Annotated in this window: 14 protein-coding genes and 6 pseudogenes; 11 read left to right on the top strand and 9 right to left on the bottom strand. The window is 69.7% G+C overall.

Going from position 1 to position 19,441, the window contains the following annotated elements; genetic code table 11:
- The first annotated feature begins 145 nt into the window (after positions 1-145).
- On the top strand, positions 146-1,885 hold the full coding sequence (locus tag AB0H32_RS37310; RefSeq protein ID WP_361130446.1) for a hypothetical protein: 1,740 nt from the start codon (positions 146-148) through the stop codon (positions 1,883-1,885).
- Positions 1,886-1,956: 71 nt separating this feature from the next.
- On the opposite strand, the gene AB0H32_RS37305 is transcribed toward AB0H32_RS37310, so the two are convergent.
- The 3 genes from AB0H32_RS37305 to AB0H32_RS37295 all read right to left on the bottom strand — a co-directional run bounded on the left by AB0H32_RS37305 (position 1,957) and on the right by AB0H32_RS37295 (position 4,683).
- Positions 1,957-2,334 (bottom strand): nuclear transport factor 2 family protein, encoded by a 378-nt coding sequence (locus tag AB0H32_RS37305; RefSeq protein WP_361130443.1) that lies wholly within the window; start codon positions 2,332-2,334, stop codon positions 1,957-1,959.
- 236 nt (positions 2,335-2,570) lie between these two features.
- Positions 2,571-3,575 (bottom strand): zinc-binding alcohol dehydrogenase family protein, encoded by a 1,005-nt coding sequence (locus AB0H32_RS37300; protein WP_361130440.1) that lies wholly within the window; start codon positions 3,573-3,575, stop codon positions 2,571-2,573.
- 283 nt (positions 3,576-3,858) lie between these two features.
- Positions 3,859-4,683: a M55 family metallopeptidase gene (locus AB0H32_RS37295; protein WP_361130437.1), complete on the bottom strand. Its 825-nt coding sequence runs from the start codon at positions 4,681-4,683 to the stop codon at positions 3,859-3,861.
- Positions 4,684-5,189: 506 nt separating this feature from the next.
- Here AB0H32_RS37295 and AB0H32_RS37290 point away from each other — a divergent pair.
- Together AB0H32_RS37290 and AB0H32_RS37285 are read left to right on the top strand one after the other, a co-directional pair.
- Positions 5,190-6,227, top strand: coding sequence for a dipeptidyl aminopeptidase (locus AB0H32_RS37290; protein ID WP_361130434.1), 1,038 nt, complete (start codon positions 5,190-5,192; stop codon positions 6,225-6,227).
- A 25-nt stretch (positions 6,228-6,252) separates the two neighbouring features.
- Positions 6,253-6,432: pseudogene (locus AB0H32_RS37285) on the top strand (transposase); the annotation flags it as partial.
- Positions 6,433-6,531: 99 nt separating this feature from the next.
- Here the strand turns inward: AB0H32_RS37285 and AB0H32_RS37280 are convergent.
- Positions 6,532-7,389, bottom strand: a complete 858-nt coding sequence (locus tag AB0H32_RS37280; protein WP_361130432.1) for a helix-turn-helix transcriptional regulator — start codon at positions 7,387-7,389, stop codon at positions 6,532-6,534.
- 344 nt (positions 7,390-7,733) lie between these two features.
- Between AB0H32_RS37280 and AB0H32_RS37275 the strand changes: the two genes are divergently transcribed.
- Positions 7,734-8,114, top strand: a complete 381-nt coding sequence (locus AB0H32_RS37275) for a hypothetical protein (RefSeq protein ID WP_361130429.1) — start codon at positions 7,734-7,736, stop codon at positions 8,112-8,114.
- Positions 8,115-8,229: 115 nt separating this feature from the next.
- On the opposite strand, the pseudogene AB0H32_RS37270 reads toward AB0H32_RS37275, so the two are convergent.
- Positions 8,230-8,382: pseudogene (locus tag AB0H32_RS37270) on the bottom strand (IS5/IS1182 family transposase); the annotation flags it as partial.
- A gap of 115 nt (positions 8,383-8,497) precedes the next feature.
- A pseudogene (locus AB0H32_RS37265) lies at positions 8,498-8,591 on the bottom strand.
- A gap of 325 nt (positions 8,592-8,916) precedes the next feature.
- On the opposite strand from AB0H32_RS37265, the gene AB0H32_RS37260 reads away from it, so the two are divergent.
- The 3 genes from AB0H32_RS37260 to AB0H32_RS37250 all read left to right on the top strand — a co-directional run bounded on the left by AB0H32_RS37260 (position 8,917) and on the right by AB0H32_RS37250 (position 12,843).
- A complete protein-coding gene (locus AB0H32_RS37260; RefSeq protein WP_361130426.1) occupies positions 8,917-10,374 on the top strand; it encodes a hypothetical protein in 1,458 nt (485 codons plus the stop codon).
- Positions 10,371-11,555, top strand: a complete 1,185-nt coding sequence (locus AB0H32_RS37255; protein WP_361130423.1) for a hypothetical protein — start codon at positions 10,371-10,373, stop codon at positions 11,553-11,555. Before AB0H32_RS37260 ends, AB0H32_RS37255 begins: the two co-directional genes overlap by 4 nt.
- A 499-nt stretch (positions 11,556-12,054) precedes the next feature.
- Positions 12,055-12,843, top strand: a complete 789-nt coding sequence (locus AB0H32_RS37250) for a hypothetical protein (protein WP_361130420.1) — start codon at positions 12,055-12,057, stop codon at positions 12,841-12,843.
- Positions 12,844-12,911: 68 nt separating this feature from the next.
- Here AB0H32_RS37250 and AB0H32_RS37245 read toward each other — a convergent pair whose 3' ends face one another.
- Positions 12,912-13,169, bottom strand: a complete 258-nt coding sequence (locus AB0H32_RS37245; protein ID WP_361130418.1) for a helix-turn-helix transcriptional regulator — start codon at positions 13,167-13,169, stop codon at positions 12,912-12,914.
- A 718-nt stretch (positions 13,170-13,887) separates the two neighbouring features.
- Between AB0H32_RS37245 and AB0H32_RS37240 the strand changes: the two genes are divergently transcribed.
- The 3 genes and pseudogenes from AB0H32_RS37240 to AB0H32_RS37230 form a co-directional block, all read left to right on the top strand.
- Positions 13,888-14,481, top strand: coding sequence for a TetR/AcrR family transcriptional regulator (locus tag AB0H32_RS37240; RefSeq protein ID WP_361130449.1), 594 nt, complete (start codon positions 13,888-13,890; stop codon positions 14,479-14,481).
- Positions 14,482-14,725: 244 nt separating this feature from the next.
- The gene (locus AB0H32_RS37235) at positions 14,726-15,691 is read left to right on the top strand and encodes an NAD(P)H-quinone oxidoreductase (RefSeq protein WP_361130415.1); all 966 of its coding nucleotides are present in this window, start codon (positions 14,726-14,728) and stop codon (positions 15,689-15,691) included.
- A 152-nt stretch (positions 15,692-15,843) separates the two neighbouring features.
- A pseudogene (locus tag AB0H32_RS37230) lies at positions 15,844-16,162 on the top strand (hypothetical protein); the annotation flags it as partial.
- Positions 16,163-16,475: 313 nt separating this feature from the next.
- Here AB0H32_RS37230 and AB0H32_RS37225 read toward each other — a convergent pair.
- Together AB0H32_RS37225 and AB0H32_RS37220 are read right to left on the bottom strand one after the other, a co-directional pair.
- A complete protein-coding gene (locus tag AB0H32_RS37225; RefSeq protein WP_361130412.1) occupies positions 16,476-17,549 on the bottom strand; it encodes a MupA/Atu3671 family FMN-dependent luciferase-like monooxygenase in 1,074 nt (357 codons plus the stop codon).
- A gap of 917 nt (positions 17,550-18,466) precedes the next feature.
- Positions 18,467-18,942: pseudogene (locus AB0H32_RS37220) on the bottom strand (hypothetical protein).
- 35 nt (positions 18,943-18,977) lie between these two features.
- On the opposite strand from AB0H32_RS37220, the pseudogene AB0H32_RS37215 reads away from it, so the two are divergent.
- Positions 18,978-19,211 (top strand): annotated as a pseudogene (locus tag AB0H32_RS37215) (IS5/IS1182 family transposase); the annotation flags it as partial.
- Between the last annotated feature and the right edge of the window lie 230 nt (positions 19,212-19,441).

The raw sequence follows: 19,441 nt of genomic DNA, 5'->3' as shown, positions 1-19,441 counted from the left end.
GGCGACGACGGCACCGTGCACGGCACCTTCCCGGACGGCACCCGGACCGTGCTGCCCCCGGGCCGCGGCCTGGACGCGGCCGACTGCACCTGCGCCGCGGCGGGGGTGTGCCGGCACCGGATCGCGCTGGTGCTGGCCTACCAGTGTGGCGCGCCCAACAAGACGCCCCCCCGCCCAGGAGCCACTGCTGGACTGGTCGCCCGCAGAGTTCGACGACGACATGCTGGCCGCCGCGCTGGGCCGGACCGCCCTGAGGGCCGCCCACCGTACCCGCGCCCGCGGCTACACGGCCCGCGTGCACCGTCCCACCGCGCAAGACCCCGCGCCCCGCGTGGAGCTGCCCACCTGCACCGTCCGCTTCCCGGTCCCGCGCGAGCTGGGCTACGCCCTCACCGACGCGGCCGCCCAACTGCGCGGGGAGCTCATCACCCTGGCAGTGTGGGCCTTTCGCGCCGCGGACGCCGAGCAGAGGACCGAGGTGTCGGTCGGCGGCCCCGCCACGGGCGGCCGCACGCCCACGGCCGCCGCCGGTGACGCGCTGGACGCGGCCGTGGCGCTCGCCGACGAACTCCTCCTGGACGGCGTGCAACAGGCAGGCCCGGTGTTCACCGGCTCGCTGCGCCACGCCGGACGGGCCCTGGCCGCCACGTCCCGGCACTGGCCCGCAGGCGCGGTGGCCGACCTGCAGGAACAACTCGACGCGTACACAGCCCGTGCGACCCGCTACACCCCCGAACGCCTGGCCCTGCTCCTCGCCGAACTCCACGCCCGGCACCGTGCCGGCGGACACGACCCGGTCGGGGTCCTGGGCACCGCAGAGGCACCGGTGACTCCGCTGCGGCGGGTACGGCTGGTGGCGCTCGGTTGTCGGATCGGCGGCTCGGCCGGAGACCGTACGGCCGAGACGTACTTCGCGCACGCCGACGCCGGGATCGCCCTGGTCCTGCGCACCCGGTGGGACCTGACGCAGGACCAGTCCCCAACGGGCCACGACCTGTCCACGCGCCGCCTGCTCGGCTCCCCGCTGCACGCACTGGCCACCGCGAACGTCGTCAGCGAACACACCGCACGCGCCGCCGACCGCACGGTCACCCTCTCCCGCGGTCGGATCGCGGCGACGAGCATCACGCCGGTCGGCTCGGCCTGGACGGAACTCCCGGGGAGTCTGCTGCTGCCCGACACCGCCGCACATCTGCGGGCGGCCGGAGAGCGCCCGCCGCGGCTGATCCGCCCGCGGGTCGCGGCGGACGCGGTACGGGTGATCATGGTGGACGCCGTCGACGAGATCGGCTACGACCCCGCCGCGCAACGCCTCGAAGCGGTGCTCCGCGACCCGGCGGGCAACGACGTCCATCTCCACGCCGAGTACAACCCGCTGTGCCCCGGCGGCCTCGACGCCCTGGCAGCTGCCCTGGCCGACGACCGGATCCGCGCCGTCAGCGGCATGCTGGGCCGGTGCCACGGCCGAACCGTCCTGGACCCGCTCGCCGTACTCACCGCCCAGGGCGTGACCGTCCCCGACCTGGCCCCCGGCCCGGGCGACACCACGCTCAGAACGACCGCGCGCCGCCCGACCGACCCGATCACAGCAGCCCTTCGTGCGGCGCTCACGACTCTGGCGGACGCGGCCCACCAGGGCCTGCGCCACATGACCCCCGCGACCCGCACAGCCCTCACCGACAGCGCGGTCCGTCTGCGCCGCACCGGCCTGGACCGTGCGGCCCGCCTCCTGGACGACCTGGCCCGCACCCTGCACGACCAGGGCGCCCCCGCCGCCGCCCCGCACTGGGTCACCGCCCAGATCCACCTGACGACGAGCCTGGACCTGTACCAGGAGGACGGCTGGCGAGTCAGTCCAAGAGGTGAGCGCCTGCCCCGTCCGTGAGGGTCACGAATCAGCCGGCGCGCCGAGCTGATTCGTGACGGCGGGCCACCCCTGGGCATGGGCCAGTTCTCTCACAACGGCTGAACCAGGCCGGCCCGCCACTCCGGTGACGGATCCGAGCCCAACTCGGTCCAGTACTCCCGGCCGGCCATGACCCTTCCATCCCGTACCGTCCAGAACGACGCCACCCGATGCACGCCCATCGTTTCGTGCGGAACCTCCACCTCGGAGACCACCTGGTCGCCGTCGGCGACGACCCGCAGCACCCGGATCGACCACCCCTCCGGATACTCGGCATTGATACGCACGTAGTGCGCCCGCCCCACGATCCGTTCGCCGCTGACCGGCCACTCCACCACCAGGTCCTCAGCCAGCAACTCACGCAACCCGCCCCAGTCCCGGGCCTGCATGCGCTCCCACAGTCCAAGAACAACTTCCGAAGGATCCATGGCCGCATCCTGCCAGCGCCCACTGACAATCGATCACCGAAGCCCGAGCCGGGACCCGCTCCTCGCGCTTCACCTTCCCCATGAGCCTCCTGGCGTGCGGCAGATACTCGGCGGAGCCGGTCACGGCCTGCGGCAGCGGAGGTGTTGAGTGCAGCCGCCCTCCCAAGCCGGTGAGATCCGGGGCGGTCCCACCGGCATGGCAGGCGGCGCCCACCAGGCGCTTTGCGGGGTGCGGATCACGGGTTGCTCAGCAGTACGGCTGCCCCGTCGAAGCGCCCGGCCTTGAGATCGCTCAGCGCTTGCTGTGCTCCGGAGAAGGAGTAGGGGTGCGTGGTGGCCCGTATGCCGTACCGGGCCGCGAGGTCCAGGAAGTCGCGGCCGTTCTGCCGGGTGTTCGAGGTGACGCTGCGCAGCTCCTTCTCGTAGAACAGCTCGCTCTCGTAGTGCAACACCGGGACGTCGCTGAGATGGATGCCCGCGACCGCCAGCACCCCGCCCCGGTCCAGCGCCCGCAGCGCCACCGGTACGAGGTCACCGGCAGGCGCGAACAGGATCGCCCCGTCCAGTGGTTCGGGCGGCAGGTCCCGTGCCCCGCGGGCCGATGCACAGCCGAGCTCCTGCGCGAGCCGTCGGGACGCCTCGTCGCGGGTCAGGACGTGCACGGTGGCTCCCTGCGCCAGGGCGACCTGCGCGCACAGATGGGCGCTGCCGCCGAACCCGTACAGCCCGAGGCGCCCGCCCGGCGGCAGTGACGTCCGCAGCAGGGCCCGGTAGCCGATGATGCCCGCGCACAGCAACGGTGCCAGCGCCTCGTCGTCCATGTCTGCCGGGAGCCCGTAGGCAAAAGCAGCCGGCACGGTTGTGTACTCGGCGTAGCCGCCGTCGGCGTCCCAGCCGGTGTACTGGGAGTCGGGGCACAGGTTCTCGTTTCCGCGCAGGCAGTACCGGCAGGTGCCGTCCGTGCGGCGCAGCCATGCCACTCCCACCCGGTCGCCGGTTGCCCATCCGCTCACGCCCGCGCCGATGGCGGTGACCGTGCCGACCACTTCGTGCCCGGGAGTCACTCCCGCCCGGCGCACGGGCAGGTCGCCCTCGGCGATGTGCAGATCGGTACGGCACACACCGCACGCCCGCACCCGCACCAGCAGCTCGCCCGCCGCCGGCACCGGCACGGGCCGCTCCACGAGCCGCAGCGGCTCTTGTTCGATGGGCCCCGGCCGGTCCACCACCCATGCACGCATCGACTGTGCCCCGTCCTGTCCGTGCCTGTCCCTTCCAGTGTGGGCCGACAGCACGGCCGCCGCGCGCCACCGCCCGGCCAGGGTCGGCCCGGCCCGGATGCGGTGGGCCGGCCCTGGCGACGACGGGAGAGCCCGGACCGACAACCCCGTACGGAGAGAGATCGTCTGAGAGCTCTGCGCTCGTCGATCTGTCGGTTCGTCGAGGGCAGTGGCCCGCCCGCTTTCTTCAACATGCAAGTACTGAAGTAGTTCGCCATGAAAACACTGAAGAACCGTATGTGAGCTACTCGGCGATGCCTCGGGTGAGCAGGACGACGGTGACGAAGGTCCGGTACAGGCGGACCGGGTCGTCGTCGCGGAGGAGGACGGTGAGTACGTCCTCGCGGTGCACGCCGTTGATCCAGGTCGCCATCTCGGCCAGGTCGGCGTTGCGGAAGCGGACGGTCAGGGTGGCGGGCAGGGCGATCTCGGGCAGTCGGGCGTGGGCCAGCCCTCGTATCGCGGCACCGGCGGCCTGCGCGATCACTTCGCGGGCCTGCTCCGGATGCAGGCTGTCGGCGGCGAAGCGGGAGACCGAGTTCTTCACGACGGCCGCCCGGACGCCGGGGCAGAACGGCTGGATCTGCGCGGCGGTGGCGTCGTCGCCCGTGATCAGCACGACCGGAACCCGGTGCCCGAGCGCGACCAGGGCGTTGATCCCGGCCTCCCCGGCCGACAGGCCGTTCAGCCGGACCTCGGCGATCGCACGCGGGTTGTAGGTGTGCGACAGCGTGGCCGGGGCGCCGGACATCGAGCCGTGGTAGGCGACGAAGAAGACCGCGTCGAACGACGCATCCAGCCCCTGCATCATGTACAGGGGCTTGTGCCGGCCGGACAGGTACCGCGCCCGGTGTGCCAGGCGCTCCGGCCGCAGATTCGACATCGCCGAGTGCGAGTCGTTGACCAGGAACTCTCGTGCGCCGGCCGCCGCCGCTCCCTCGATCGCCGCGTTGACCTCCTGCTCCAGCAGTTCCCGGTAGTGGCCGTACTCGGAGCCCGAGGGCCGGCACTGGTCCCAGTCGACGACCCCTGCAGTTCCCTCCATGTCCGACGAGATGAAGACCCGCATCCGTGTGCTCCTCTCAACAGCCGCCACCGCCTGGGGCGTTCAGGACCGGATCACCCCTGCTGGCCGGGCGGGGCCCGGTAGTCGGCGTCCCTGCGGTCGTGTGGTCATGTGGTCTGGACGGGGCCGGGGCCGCACCGGTGGCCGGCGGCGGGTGCCGGGCGGAGTTCCAGGACCGTATGGGCAGGTGACTGCCCTCCCGGTCCGTGACGGTCATCCTTCCCTGCTTCTCTGGCTCCCGGAAGAAGGCGAGGCGTGCTGGACCCGCTCGATCGTTGCGGTGGTCGGCGTCAACACTGCCTCGGGCGACCGGACTTGGAACGGGGCGGGGGACCCCCGGACGCCCCCAGGCCCCTACGCGCTGCTTTCCGCCTCCTGAAACCCCATGGATCTCCTCAGCGAACAGCCTCACCACCCTCACTGTCTCGCCGACGGCAGCGGCGGCGCAGCGTGGAAGGTGCCGAAGGGTCCGGAAGCAGGCCGAGCACAGCGCGGCTGCGGGGCGGACGGTGAGCGCCCGGGACGCCAGGTTGCGTGCTGCCGGCCATTTCGGCACGGCGTTGATGGGCGTCGATGCCCTGGCCGATCCGGAGAGACGGCTGGCCGAGGTGTTCCCGGAGCACCGCGCGTGCTTCGACCCCTTCCTGCAGGCCTGGGACCCGCCGGCCGAGCCGGTCTCGATCCCGTACGACGACATGTCACTGCCCGGGTACCTGGTCAGCCCGCCCGGCGCGTCCGGCCCGCTGCCGACCCTGATCGCCAACAACGGCAGCGACGGGCCGATCAGCTCCGCCTGGACACTGCTGGGCTCGCCGGCGGCGGCCCGGGGCCACCGCGTTCTCCTCTTCGACGGCCCGGGCCAGCAGTCGATGCTCTTCGAACAGGGGGTGACGTTCCGGCCCGACTGGGAGAACGTCATCACCCCGGTCGTCGACGTCCTCCTCGCCCGTCCCGACGTCGACGCACACCGGATCGTCCTGGCCGGCATCAGTCAGGCCGGCTACTGGGTTCCCCGTGCCCTCGCCTTCGAGCACCGGATCGTCGCCGCGGTCGCCGACCCGGGCGTGGTCCGGGTGGTGGACAGCTGGTGGCACAACCTCGGCGCCGACCTGATCGGCCTGTGGGAGTCGGGCGACCGCGACACCTTCGACAGCTCCATCGAGGAGGGCCTGGCCCAGGACCCCGCGCTTGCCGCGATGTGGCGCTGGCGGGCCAAGCCGTATGGCATCGACTCGCCGTTCAACCTGCTGACGGAGGTCTCCCGGTACGACGTGACGCCCGTCGCCGACCGGATCACCACACCGCTGTTGGTCACCGACCCGGACGGCGAGCACTTCTGGCCCGGCGCCTCCCGGCAGTTGTACGACGCGCTGCCAGGCCCCAGGTGCCTCGTCCGCTTCACCGAGGCGGAGGGCGCGCTTCTGCACTGCGAGCCGATGGGGCCGCGCCCTGTTCGAGCAGCGCGTCTTCGACTGGCCGGACGACCGTCTGGCCTCGGCTTAGAGATCATCCCACTTGGCTGCGTCGGTGGTCTGGCCGCGTGTTGATGGCCGAACGCCTGGTGCCGGACGGCTGTGGGAGTTGTTCCAGCGGGTCGTTCCGGAGGCGTCGCCGAGGCCGCAGGGTGGTGGTCGGCGCCGGTACGGGGACTGTGAAGTGCTGGCCGCGATGAGCTCTGTGGTGACCGCGGGCTGCACGTGGGCGCAGCTGCCGCCGGTGTTCGGCCTGTCCGGTGATTCCACTTGGCGCCGATGTGGGTCGTGACCTCACTCTCGATCAGTCGGAGTCCCCCAGGTTCTCCCCATCCAACTGGCGGGCGACGGTGCCACGGCAGTGCTTGCGACGATGTCGTCAGGCGGCCGCCCCGTCACCGGCCCGGAGGCGCGGGTCGGCCAGCAGGTGGTCGACGGGGGACCCGTCGTCCGGGTTTCCGGGGATCTGTCTCGGGGTGAGACCGGTCATCGCCTTGCACACATGGTTGTAATGGGCCTGGTCGTGGAACCCGGCGAGCTGGGCGACCTTCGACAGCGGCAGTCCGCCCGCCTGCAGCCGCAGGGCCCGTTTGAACCGAAGAATGCGGGCGATGGCCGCCGGGGAGCGCCCGATCTGCTCCTGGAAGCGGCGCTCCAGATGCCGCGAGCTCCAGTGCGTGGCGGCTGCCAACTCCGTTACATGGAGGCGCCCATGGGTACGGTGCAGCTCCCGCCAGGCCCAGGTGACCTCGGCGGCGACGGCCGGGCCCCGTTCGAGGAGCGGCGGAAGGACCCGGTCCAGGGTGCGGAACCGCTCGGGCCAGTCCACCTCCTCCAACTGCTGCGGGAGGTACCGCAGGTCGCGGGGCAGCAGATGGACCGGGTCCACATGGGGCAGGTCCCACTCGCGCATCGGGACCCCGAAGAGCCGGTACGCACCCATGGGCGTCAGCCGTAACACAACCCCCCGCACCCCGCCGTCGTGCCACCCGAGCATCGCAGTCATGACCGGCAGGATCGCCATGGACGGGGCGCTGACGGCCTGGCTCGCATCGACCATGCTCGCCGTACGCACGGCCGCGCCGCCGAAGCCGAAGGTGACGGTGGCGAGGGTGTCGGGGCAGACCATCCGCCGCTGTGGGGAGCCGTGGCCGTACTCGTATCCGGCGTACGACTGGACCGCGTTCCGCAGATCGGGCGCGGGCGGGACCCGAGTGAGCACGGGACGTCGGCCCATGGCACCAGTAGACGTGGACATGCCTTGTACCCCCTGTCCGAGACCTGTCCGGGACGGGCTGATGCTGCCCCCGTCATCGCGCGCCAACAACTCGAACTTGAGCCAATATCAAGCGAGTTGAGAACAGGCAGGCCGAGCAAAGCCGCTGGCGGGTGCAGGTCGGGCGAACGTTGTGCCGCCGGGGGCAACCGGACGGCGGTCAGCCGCATCGTGTCGCATCCGAACAATACGAGCGGCCCCGCCCGCAGCCACTCTGGTGGCGCCACCTCGGCCGGCGCGGTCGAACGATCCACCGCACCGGCCCTCCTCCACGAACCTTCGAAGCCTCGAAGAGGAGCCCACCCATGAGAAGTCGCAAGGTTGCCCAGCGCGCCGCCGTCCTCGTCACGCTGCCCGTCCTGGGCCTGAGCCTCGCAGGCACCGCGTCGGCCTCTTCCGCCGGAGCCGAGAACGCCGACTACGTGGTCAGTAACACCAACGCCTGTGTCGCCACGGAGCAGATACGGGTGTGGAGCGACGGCCACGACCGTATGCAGCTCGACCCGAACCGGAACGACTCGACCTGCTGGTTCGGCATCTGGAACAACGCCACCAGCACTTGGGCCTACGGGCCCACACAGAGCGGCGGCCTCTCCGGCTGGATCTGGGACGGCCCCGGCACCAGCCTGATGGTCGGCGTCTACTCCACCGTCACCGGCCACTGGAACTGGGGCCCCTCCAACTGACACCCCCCGCCGACGGCTCCGCGAGGCAGGCTTCCCGGGATGCCCATTCACTCCGGGTCCGGGGAGCCCGCTCTCACGCTTCGGGGATGAGCACGGGCCCCTCCCGTTCTCGCGAGCCCGACGTGGCGACGAACAAGATCGCAGCAAGGACCTCCCGGTCACCGCGCCAACGCCGTCCTCGACCGTGCGGACGGGTCGGCGCCTCCGGCACCACCCGCTGGAACAACTCCCACGGAGCATCCGGCACCAGCCGCTCAACGACTCCCACCCCGGATGGCTTTCGAACACCCCGAATGAGACGGCCCGTCAGTGCTCAGCCCGCGGTTGTGATCTTGATTGCGGGTGTGACCGGACACCTCGTACGACGCGAGCGTGTGATGCGGCGGAGAGGGCAGGATTCGAACCTGCGTGGGCCCTGGGGCCCGACCGTGAGGCGTAGCTCGCTGGTCCCCGATCAACCACTCCGGGCACCTCTCCTCGTTCCCGGCTCCGGTGGTGTCCCGAGCCGTTCACGTGAACGAGACTGGCAGGACCCGCTGACGGGGGACTGATACCCAGCGGCTCCCGTGCCGTAAGGCCGGGCGGACAGGCGCGACGAGGGGTGGGGCCAGGAGTTCGGGCGGGTCGGGCGGGGGCATGGGAAAATCCGTGGGGCCCGCGAGCTGCGCCGTGTTACCGTCCCGGTGCCGGCCGCGGGACTTCGGTGCGACTTCCGGAACCTGCCTGTAAAGCAATGATTCGCAGCTCGTGCCCCCATTCCCCGGCCGGCCTCAGGGGGATTCAGGAGTGAGCGGGTTGGGCCATGGAGTCGTTCGGGGATCTGATAGCGGCCGACGATGTGCTGTTCTTCGTCAATGCGGCGATCACTGCGACCGGTCAGCGTGAGTTCCACTCCGATGAGGGGGCCCAGCAGCTCTCCCTGGACTTCCTGCACGCCTACATGGTGGGCAACTACCGCGACCTGTACGCGGGCGTGCTCGCGCTCGACATCAACGACCACAACGCCGTACTGATCATCCGGCGACTGCTTGAGACGGCGGCGGAGGCCACCGCGGAACAGCGCCGCAGCGAAGGCCGTCTCATCGCCGGCCGACTGGCCCTGCTGCCACCCCAGCGCGTCTACGGGCTTTTCCGCCACCTGCGCCGCGCCGGGGTCAACAACCGCCGTACCCGGGCCCTGCTGCGGGACTGGCTGGCTGCCCGGCCCGACCTGGCCTTCGACGCGGTCAAGTACCGCAATGGCCTCAAGCAGGCGCTGCGGCACACGCATCTGGCGCCCGGCGGTGCGGAACTGAGGACGTTCCTGTTCGCGCCGCTGAGCCGCCCCCACTACGACACACCGATCCTGGAGGCCTGGCGCCGCGCCCATTACGAGCAGGCCGCCGTCTACGAACTCCCCTACACCGTTGCCGAAGGCTTTGCGGCCAGGCACGGCATCCCGCGCAGCGTCTTCCTGGAGCGCATTGCTCCGCAGCTGTCCCGTTTGGAGAGGCTGAGGCTCCAGCAGTCTGTGCAGCAGCACGGTGCTGCGGCTGCGGAAGCCGTCGGGACGGACCTGTCCCGCATGCCGCTCACCCGGCTGGCCGGGTATGTGCTCTCCCTGCCGGCCGCGGAGCGGGTGTCCCGCCGTGAAGAACTGACCGGCGCGCTGCGGACCGCCGCCGCACGGGTTGCGGGTGAACACCGCGGGAGCTGGGGCCGGGTGACTGCCGTCCTGGACGACAGTTTCTCCTCCTACGGTTCGGGGGTGAAGCGGCAGCGGCCGCTCGTGGTGGCCCTGGCCTGCCATTACCTCCTCGAGGCGCTCGCCGGCCGCTACAGCGGCCTGTGGACCTCCGGCCGCAGCGACGCGCTGCTGGTGCACCCGGTCGGTCCCACACCGCTGGGAGAACGGATCCTCGACGCGCTGGGCACAGCCCCGGAACGTCTGGTGATCGTCTCCGACGGCTGGGACAACGCCCCTCCGGGACTGGCGGGCGAGGTGCTCCGCGTCTGGCGCACCCGCCTCGATACCGACCGGCGCACCAGTGTGGTCCACCTCAACCCGGTGTACGACGCGGCGGGCTTCGACGTCCGCAGGCTGTCGACGAGTGTGCCGACCGCGGGCATCCGTGACGCGGAGGACCTGCCTGCGCTTGTCGAGATCGCGCAATTCGCCGAGGGCCGGACCGGGCTGGCTGAACTGAGAACCTACCTGGACGCGCGGGCGGCTCTGCTTCCCCCGGTACCGCGGCGCCGGTTGGAAGGAAGCCCTCGATGACCCTGCACGGACCGGACGCAGCCCCGCCGGTGACGCGGGCCGGCCTGATCGACGGACTCACCGCACGCCCTTCCCAGGTGTGGGGTGCCGTGCGGCTGGTGCCGCTGGTCCGGGCCGAGCCTGTTCAGGATCTGCGTCTGCACCCGCAGATCTACGGCGGGCCGGGCGTGGTGGACCTCACCGGGGGACGGCATTACCTCTCCTACATCCCGCACGGTCTCGTCGCGGAGTGGACCACGGACGGTTCACCGGCCGCCGCTTACGGCACACAGCTCACCAGTGGAAAGCCGGACCGGCCGGTCGCAACGCTGCGGTTGCAGTTCCACCGCCGGATGGCGCGCCGGGAAGCCAGGAACCGGCTGCGCTTCCTGCCCCTGCACCTCGCGCTGGAGGGCTATCTCGCGCTGCACTTCGGCGGGCCTGTCATCGCGTGGGAGGAGTGGTCGCGGCAGGCCCTGAGCCAGGGACTGTCCCCGCGCGTGGAGGCGGCCTACCTGGGCGCGGACGTGCCGGGGCTGGCCGACGCGCTGCGCGTCTTCGAGATCCATCCGGGACAGTGCGGCGTCCTGGTCTACCTCGCCGACGCGCTGGCCGCGGCCTTTGTCGTGCCGCACCCGGAGGACTACCGCATCCTGCACCCGACCTTGGTGCAGGACCTCTACGGCGACCTGGTCCACCACTACGCGACCCTGATGCCGCCGGTGATGGACTTCCGGGCCCGTATCGCCGGTCACGGCATCCGGTCCCTGGGCGAATTGAGGGCCGCGGCAAGGCAGCAGACCGCACAGTGGGCGGACTTCCACGACACGACCATGGCGGCCGGACTGCTGGAGCAGGACAACACCTGGCAGCAGGTCTACCGGATGGGCCGCTTCACCCTCTCCCGCTTCCTGCCCCCGTTCCGCCCAAAGCACGACAACCACATCGGCGAGGCGATCACCGATGAACACGGCCGTACCCTCTACCTCAAGACGTTCCGGCTCTCGGAGAACCAGGTGCGCCGCGGTCACCTCCTGAACCGCCTCGCCGCGCACGACTGGCGTCTGAGCGAGACGGCCGCCGAACTCGGCACCGACGAGGCCCAGCTCGGCCTCCGGCTGCAGACGGCCGGCTTCGGCCACCTGCTGCGGCAGGACGTCCTCGACCGTTACCGCAGCCGGGCACGGACCGGAAACCGGTGACCTGACCACGGGTTGGTTCGCGGGCTGTGGCGACGGTGGGGCGTTGGGTACTGGGGCTTGGGCCCGGCGTGTCCTGGGGCGACGCGTGGTCATCCCCTTCCTGCGAGGCGCGGGGCCGCGGCGCCCGCAGGACTGCAGGGGCGCCCGCCGCTTTCTGGCCTTGCTGGACTTCGGCCTCTGCGGTTTCCTGTCGGCCCAGGGCGTAGGAGCCGCCTGCCCCGTGCGACGGCATGGATGTCGATGGCGATCCGGGCCGGATCGTCCACACAAAGGGGTGCGGGTTCCTCGGCGGGTCAGACACGCTGGCCGATTGTTGCTCAAAGTAACGGCGTGGTGTCGTGTTGGCTGACATCATCGGCTCTACTCGCGGCAGTTCCCGACGACAGGTGCGCGGCGAGAGGGCTGGCGCTGGTGTGACGTGCCGAGAAGGAGGCCTGCTGGGCTTGCGCACGCTGACGACGGTCCGGCCTGTCCGTGGAGTGTCTTGGGGGCGCCGTCGATGAGTTGGTCTCAGCATGCCTGGCTGGCTGATTACGTGTTACCGGCATTTGTGAGTGCGGCCATTGCCTGGGTCGGGCTGGCACGTGAGTTCGCCTGCAAAGGGCGGCTGCTGGGCAGCTGGGCGTCGGCTGGTCTGATGCTGCTCGTGCTGGCGCTGATGGGAGCTGTGGCAGCCGGGACAGTGGCGCTGCTGCCGCACGCGGCGTCGATTCCGCCGGTGGTTGCGGGCGCCGCGACAGGCGCTGCAGCGCTGCCCCGGCGGAAGCAGGACGAGACGGCGCAGCCTTACGTCAAGTTCATGACACTGGGTATCGCCCTGGCCAGGGAGCGGCTCGTGCAGCGCGTGCATCTTGACGCCTGTACCTGGTCGGACGGCTTTCTCCGTGGTGTTGAAACCTCAGCCCAGCTCAGGGTGTTCGTCCACGACCTCAGGCTGTATCTGCTGGAACGGCATCCGCTCGCCTCCGAGACCAAGACGATCAACGCCGTCTACACGGATGTCGAGAAGGCGATCGACGCGGCGCTGGACGTGCAGACCGGTATCGACGAGGCGTGCCGTCAGGCTGAGCGTGAGCCGACCGGTGATGAACTCATCGCGCGCCGCCAGGCGTTCGGCACGGCCCTTGCACAGTGCGGACACCTGCTGCGTTACGCGTACGATCACGGCCGCCGGAGCGAGAACGAAGAGCTGCGGACCCTGCGTGCGAAGGCGATGTCGAACGACGCGTTCCACCATCCGGCGCTGCCACCGCAGCGTCGCTGGTTCGACCGCTGGCTGACCCGTTGACAGAGGGGCGGAGAGCGGGGGCCGGAGCGGTCGGCATGACGGTGAGGCGGAAGCACCGGCTCCGGCGCTCAGTGCGTGGCCGGGACTCCGCTGCTCCTGACGGGCGGCGTGCCCGTACTGCCGCACGTTTGGGTGTCTGCTGGCTGCGGCCGGGGATGGAAGGTGATCTGGACGTCGGCGTCCAGTGCCTCCGCGACTGCGGCGAGCGTGCGGACCGTCAGGTTCGCATCGCCCGACATGATCTGACTGACGCGGCCCGGGCTCACGCCCATCGCCGCCGCCAGATCGGAGCGGTTCTTGCCCAGTCCCGCCAGCAGGCCGGCCAAGGAGGCCGTAGCCTGCCGCCCTATCCGGGATGCCGCTAAGTTCGTCCGGCTCTCGTCACGGGCGAAAATGCCCATGGCTCACCCCCCAATTCATGGAGAGACAACGGTTGTTGCCACCCCGCCAGGATGCCACCTTTAGCTATGACTAAAAACCCGGTCGGTGGAAAATCTCCGCCCGGTTCGCCCTGTTCAAGCAGCTGACCTGCATCAATACACATCGTGAGGCTGATGCGATGTCACTCTGTCGGGTCAGTGGTCGCCCCGTGGCCTGATCCGGGCCGACCCCGTGTCCAGGCGCACGACCTGTTCGACCGGTCCGGCCTGTACCCCCGGCCCCGACCGCTTCGACCCCGCCCGTTGCCGGGCGGTCTTCGCGAGGCTGGATCGTGGATCACCGGGTTGATGACGCGCCCCCGTCAGACGGTTTCGTCGGCGGGGGAGAGCTCCTCCTGGTGGTGCCGTCCGGGGGTAGGGGATTCCTCGTCCGGGCGGCTCTGCGCACGGATTGTGATCCCCGCGTCGGGCCTGCTGGTGGTGCGGGGACCGGGTGGAGACCGTCCCCGCGCCGAGTTCGCTGCCGGCGGGCCCGTGCCGACCGGTGCCGGTGCCGGCGCTGCGGAAGGTCCGCGGCATCCGGTCTCCTCGTTCCCGGATATGATGTGCGCGCCGCTCACATTGGAGCGGCGATGTGAGCAGCGGCAACCTCCGTGAGGTGATCATGTCCAGGTCTAATGCCTCGTATCACCACGGTGACCTGCGTGCGGCATGTCTGCGCGCTGCCCGGGAGCTGCTCGAAGGGGACGGCAGCGCGGCGCTGTCCCTGAGGGCCGTGGCGCGGCGTGCCGGCGTGTCGCCCACGGCTCCCTACCGCCACTTCGCGGATCGCGACGCGCTCGTCTCCGCGGTCGCCGCCGAGGGCTACCGGGAACTCGCGCAGAAACTCCTCGCGGCGAACCCCGCACCCGCGACCCCTGACGACCTTGCTGCCGTCGCGGTCACGTACGTCCACTTCGCGCTCGAACATCCGGCACTGTTCCGCGCCATGTTTTCGGAGCCCTGCGACCCGGGCAGCGACGAACGGGTCGCCGCGACCGCTGCGATCTCCGAGTACGTCGACACCCTCGCGCGGCGCGCCTTCCCCGGCGTCGCCTCGGACGCGCTGCCGACCGCCGTGTGGGCCCTGGTTCACGGCCTGGCGGTTCTGCACCTCGACGGCAAGCTGGACGCTTCCAGCCCGGACGCGGTGGCCGACCGCGTCGGCGCCGCCGTCCGTGCCCTCCTCGCCGCACAGCCGGCCTCGTCCGCACCCTGAGGCCCCGCGCCGCCCGCTGACCGCCCAGCCGATGTTGACACTGCTCACTTCCTCGCCCTAATGTATGCGGTGTACACATTGAGGTAGTGGGCAGCCAGTCCCGCCGACACCAAGCCCTCACCGTTTCGGCTGCCGTGCGGCGTACCCAGGCCGGGTCGAACCCGCGCCCTCCCACCTTCATCCCGACGACGCCGGACAGGCGTATACACCGCCGCACCCTTGCGGACGTGCGCGGAGGAGCATCATGAAAGCAATTTCGATCAAGGAACCCGGGGGACCGGATGTCCTGCAGTGGACCGACGTCGAAGATCCATGTCCTGCTGCGGGAGAGGTGATCGTCGACGTCGTCGCCGGCGCCGTCAACCGGGCCGATGTCGCCCAAAGGATGGGGCTGTACCCGGTCCCGCAGGGGGCATCCCCCTACCCCGGGCTGGAGGTCTCCGGGCGGATCAGCGCCGTCGGCGACGGCGTGACGCACTGGCGGCCCGGCGACGAGGTCTGCGCGCTGCTGACCGGAGGCGGGTACGCGCAGAAGGTCGCCGTCCCTGCCACGCAGCTGCTGACAGTGCCAAAGGGCGTCGGCCTGGTCCAGGCGGCAGCCCTGCCGGAAGCCGCCACTACGGTGTGGTCCAACGTCTTCATGGCCGGTGCCCTGAAGGCGGGGGAGACCTTCCTCATGCACGGCGGAGCCGGCGGAATCGGCACGACGGCCATCCAGATCGCCAAGGCCCGCGGTGCCCGCGTCGTCACCACTGTCGGCGGCTCCGAACAAGCCGACCGGGTCCTCGAACTCGGCGCGGACCTCGCGATCAACTATCGCAACCAGGACTTCACCGAGCACGGTCCCTACGACGTGATCCTCGACGTCATCGGCGGCGACTACCTCTCGCGCAACGTCAGGTCCCTGGGTACCGACGGACGCCTGGTCATCATCGGCCTGCAAAACGGCCTGACGGCCGAACTCAACCTCGCCGAACTCGTCTTCAAGCGTGTCTCGGTGCACGGCACCGCCCTGCGCTCACGCCCGGCCGAACAGAAGGCAGCCATCGTCGCCGAGGTCCAGAAGCACGTATGGCCACTGATCGAGAACGGAGCCGTCCGGCCCGTCATCGACCGGACCCTGCCCATGGACCAGGCCGCGGAAGCGCATCGCATCCTGGATGCCCACCACATCGGCAAGATCCTCCTGGTCAACCCCGACGAGGCATAGCAGTCCCGCGCCGGCCGAGGAGCCGATACGGCAGCATGCAGGTTCGGCAGCAGTTCATGAACCAGCCGCCGGGGATCCGCTGCCGGTGAGGCGGCGGATCGCCGAGCGGTTGTGCGAGGCGATCCGACCCGAGGCGGCTCTGTGTACGAGATCCCGCGACCTACCGCCGCATCCACGGCGTCCGGTACTTCCACGGCTGCTACTCGGGTCGAGTTGTGCTTCACCCCGACCTCCACGCCCTGGGGCAACCCCATCGAGGCCCACTTCGGACCGCTGCGGCAGTTCACCATCGCCGATTCCTACTACCGCAGCCAGGCCGCACCGCCCCGCGCGCTGCACGCCCACCTGCGCTGGCGGAACAAGAACGCCCGCCACCCGGACGTGCTGGCCGCCGAGCGAAGCGAGCGTGCCCGTGTCCGCAGCGAGAAGGGCCTCCGCTGGGGCGGACGCCCCCTCGCCGTCATAGCCTGAGCCTTTTTCAGCGAGCGCCCCGGCGAACCTTCCCGGTCAAATCCCCAGCGCACGCCTCCTGCCAGCCGCTCGCAGGTGTCGCCCGGTGCAGGCGCCGGAATCGGAGCAGGCCGGATGCCACGGCGGTCGCGATCCCGGACCTGGTCCGGGACACGAGTTCACTGCGCCGATGCCTCGGCTGAAGCTGAGCCGCGGCATCAGCTGTCTCGTCACCCGAGGGGTGGTTACTTGATACACCTGCGACCGGCGTTGGCCAAGGCGAGAGAGGAGACGTCGCCCTGGTCGAAGGCTCGGGGTTCGACGCCGTCTTGTGTCATCCCGATTCGCCCCAGCCCTTTGCATCGCTGGTGCCACATACGTCGCGCAGTTGCTTGAGATACGTCAAGCCCGAGATGACCTCAGCGGCAGGCAGCCCGAAGTCAATGAGGCAGGCGATTTCGTCCACACCGAGCTCCGTGAGGCGCGCGATGACCTCTTTGGCCTTATCGACCGAGCCGAGAAGTCCGTCGTTGTCGAAATAGCGCTCGAAGGCTCGCTCGACCAGGAAGTCGATCTCGTCGGGTTCGAGGCTTTCGGGGCCCACCGGCTCGGAGCTGTGGTCCGAGGTCAGGATGAGGCGGAGAGAGCTGCGCATATAGGCCGTCAGCGACGGTCTGACAAGCTCCCGGACGACCTCGTTGTCCTCGCCGAGGAAGGTGTGCACCATCACCACGACATGGCCCGGCCATCCGTCCGGGCTCGTCTCGGCCGCGGCTTTCCGGTACTCGGAGATGTTCTGGGCCAACTGTTCGGGGCTCTGCCCGAGCAGATGGGTCAGCAGCCCGGCGCCGACACGGCCCGCGCTTCGGAAGGTCTCGACGTCGCCGACGCTGGTGATCCACACCGGCAGCTCGGCCTGCACCGGGGGTGGGAACGACCGCACCTTCGTGGGATTCCCCATCCCGTCAGTGGCATCGATTGGCTCCCCGCGCCACAGGGACCGCACCTGCTCGACCCGCTCGTACATCACGGTCCGGCGATCGGCGTACGCCGACGGGTTCAGCGCGAAGTCGGTGGCGTGCCATCCGGAGGCGAAGGACACTCCGACGCGGCCGTGGGAGATGTTGTCCACCACCGACCATTCCTCGGCGATCCGCAGCGGGTGATGCAGCGGTGCCACTACGCTTCCGGCTCGGATTTTAACGCGACTGGTGGTCGAGGCGATCGCCGCACTGGTCACCGCGGGATTCGGATAAGTCCCTCCGAATTGGTGAAAATGGCGTTCTGGAGTCCACACGGCCTGGAAACCGTGCTCGTCCGCGAAGCGGGCGCCGTCGAGCAAGAGCCGGTACCGGTCGTCCTCGGCGTTTCCACTGTCATTGGCGAAATAGAAGAGACTGAAATCCATCGTGGGCGCTCCCCTTACCGATCGTTGATGCCCTTGTGAACTGTTGTACATATGTCATCGAACTCTGAGTTGTCCCGTATGTCGGGTCTCCTTCCGTGCCCCGGTGAGCATGCGCAGCGTCCTGGCGTTCTCGCTGGCTGTTCACTGGTTCGAGATTGGCGGCGCAAACGGCGGATATCGCAAACGGCGGACATCACTGCCGGGCTGCTCCAGTTGACGGTGGAGGCGGTGTCAACGACCGCGAAGCCGGTCCGGAACGGGGATGTCAGCCCAAAGGTGGAGGCGATGACGTCGCCGAGAAGGGCTCCGGTGAAGTTACCGGCGCCTACAGGGGCCATGCCGGCACTGGCAACCCGGCTGATCATTTCAGGCAGAGACAGCCGCTGGATGAGTGACTCGGCGATGATATTCAAAAGGCAGGTGTGGTCGTGCCGAGTCCGCGGTGACCATGAGGTGCCTGCGGTCCGCCCGGCCCGCCAGCACGCGGCCGACCAGAGCGAACAGTAGCCACGGCAGGTACGCAACCACGAACGCCGCTGAAACGATGAGTGGTTCACGCGTCCGGGAATCCATGAACAACGGCGCCGCGATCTCGGCCGGCTCGCTTCCGAGGCCCGGTGCCGTGCCGGCGGCCAAGATTTTCCTAAACTGCCAATCTAGAGCGCTGTTGGTTTCACTTGATGTCACCACATGGGCAACCCTAAATGCACTCGACCTCATGGGTCTATCGCGTCAAGGGCTCTCCCGAGATTTTCGCAGGCAGGGATTCCCCCATAGGCGTCGAGCGGCGAGAGTGAATGTCTCGCCAGCGAGACGAGAGCAATATTGGTTGAGTTGAATACAGACATGCAACTGTTGCGATGGGGGATCGCTGGCTGAGGGCTGTCCCGTAAACGATCTCCGTAGTCGGCCGTGTGCTACCCCATGACCGCACGAGCCGCGTCGAGGAACGCCAACCGGATGTCCTCGAGGTGGTCCCGCACGCTCTCGCCGTCGGGCAAGCCCTCCCACACAGTCCGGTTGAGGTCAAGGAAGTATGCGCGTGCCGCGTCATGCACGGGCCGGGGAAACTCGATGCGGATGAGCCGTTCCGCGACCCACAGCCTGTTCATGACGTCCCGGGTTGTCAGGTACCACTCGTGGGTGTCGTCCCAATCTGCCGGCCGGCCGAATGCGGCGCGGTCCGCTTCGGCCCTCACCTCGACGAACCGCTCCAGCAGCGTCAGCCGTTCCGCTCGCCGGGCTTCCGACAAGGCGATCTGCTGCCGTTGCTGCTCAGCGCGTTTCGCCGAAAGTGAGTCCTGTGCTGGACGAGGTAGGACAACGAACCGCCGAGGACTACGCCGCCCAAGGACATGAGTGACACCCAGACCTGACCTGACATGGCGGTCATCGTCCCATGCCGTCGATCTTTGAGACGGTCCAGCAGTGGCTGCTGTGATCACGGCGTCGGAGCCGTTCTGGACAGCCCCGTTCACCGGGCTGAGCACGCGTCAGTTCACCAAGCCGATCGGTGCGCTACGGCGCGAGGGCGCGGACCCGGTCCCCAAGGGTCGGCCGTGGAGCCTGCCGTTGGAGTTCCGGGCGTTGCTGGTGGCCGCGTACCGGCGCACGAACCTGCCCTTGCGGCAGCTGGCGCCGCTGCTCGGGGTGTCGAGCACCAGACCCAGCCGCAGATTGCTGCACGGCAGGAAGTCAGGGCAGCCCAGCCTCCTCTGCCGCCTGGTGGGGGCCGGGGGTGGTCGGTCCTATTACCTGGGGGGTAATCGCGCGGCCGGGCGGGGCGCGACAAGGTGAAGCCATCGGGTTTCGGGCCGGCGCACTCCGGCCCGGAGCCCGGACCAACTGATCTGAATGCCATGCCACTTCACCGGAATGGGAGTCCCGCCATG

The organism is Streptomyces sp. NPDC020362 (assembly GCF_040642095.1).
Taxonomy (GTDB): Bacteria; Actinomycetota; Actinomycetes; order Streptomycetales; family Streptomycetaceae; genus Streptomyces.
The sequence above is the reverse complement of the archived record's forward strand: the minus strand, read 5'-3'. Positions and strand labels throughout refer to the sequence as shown.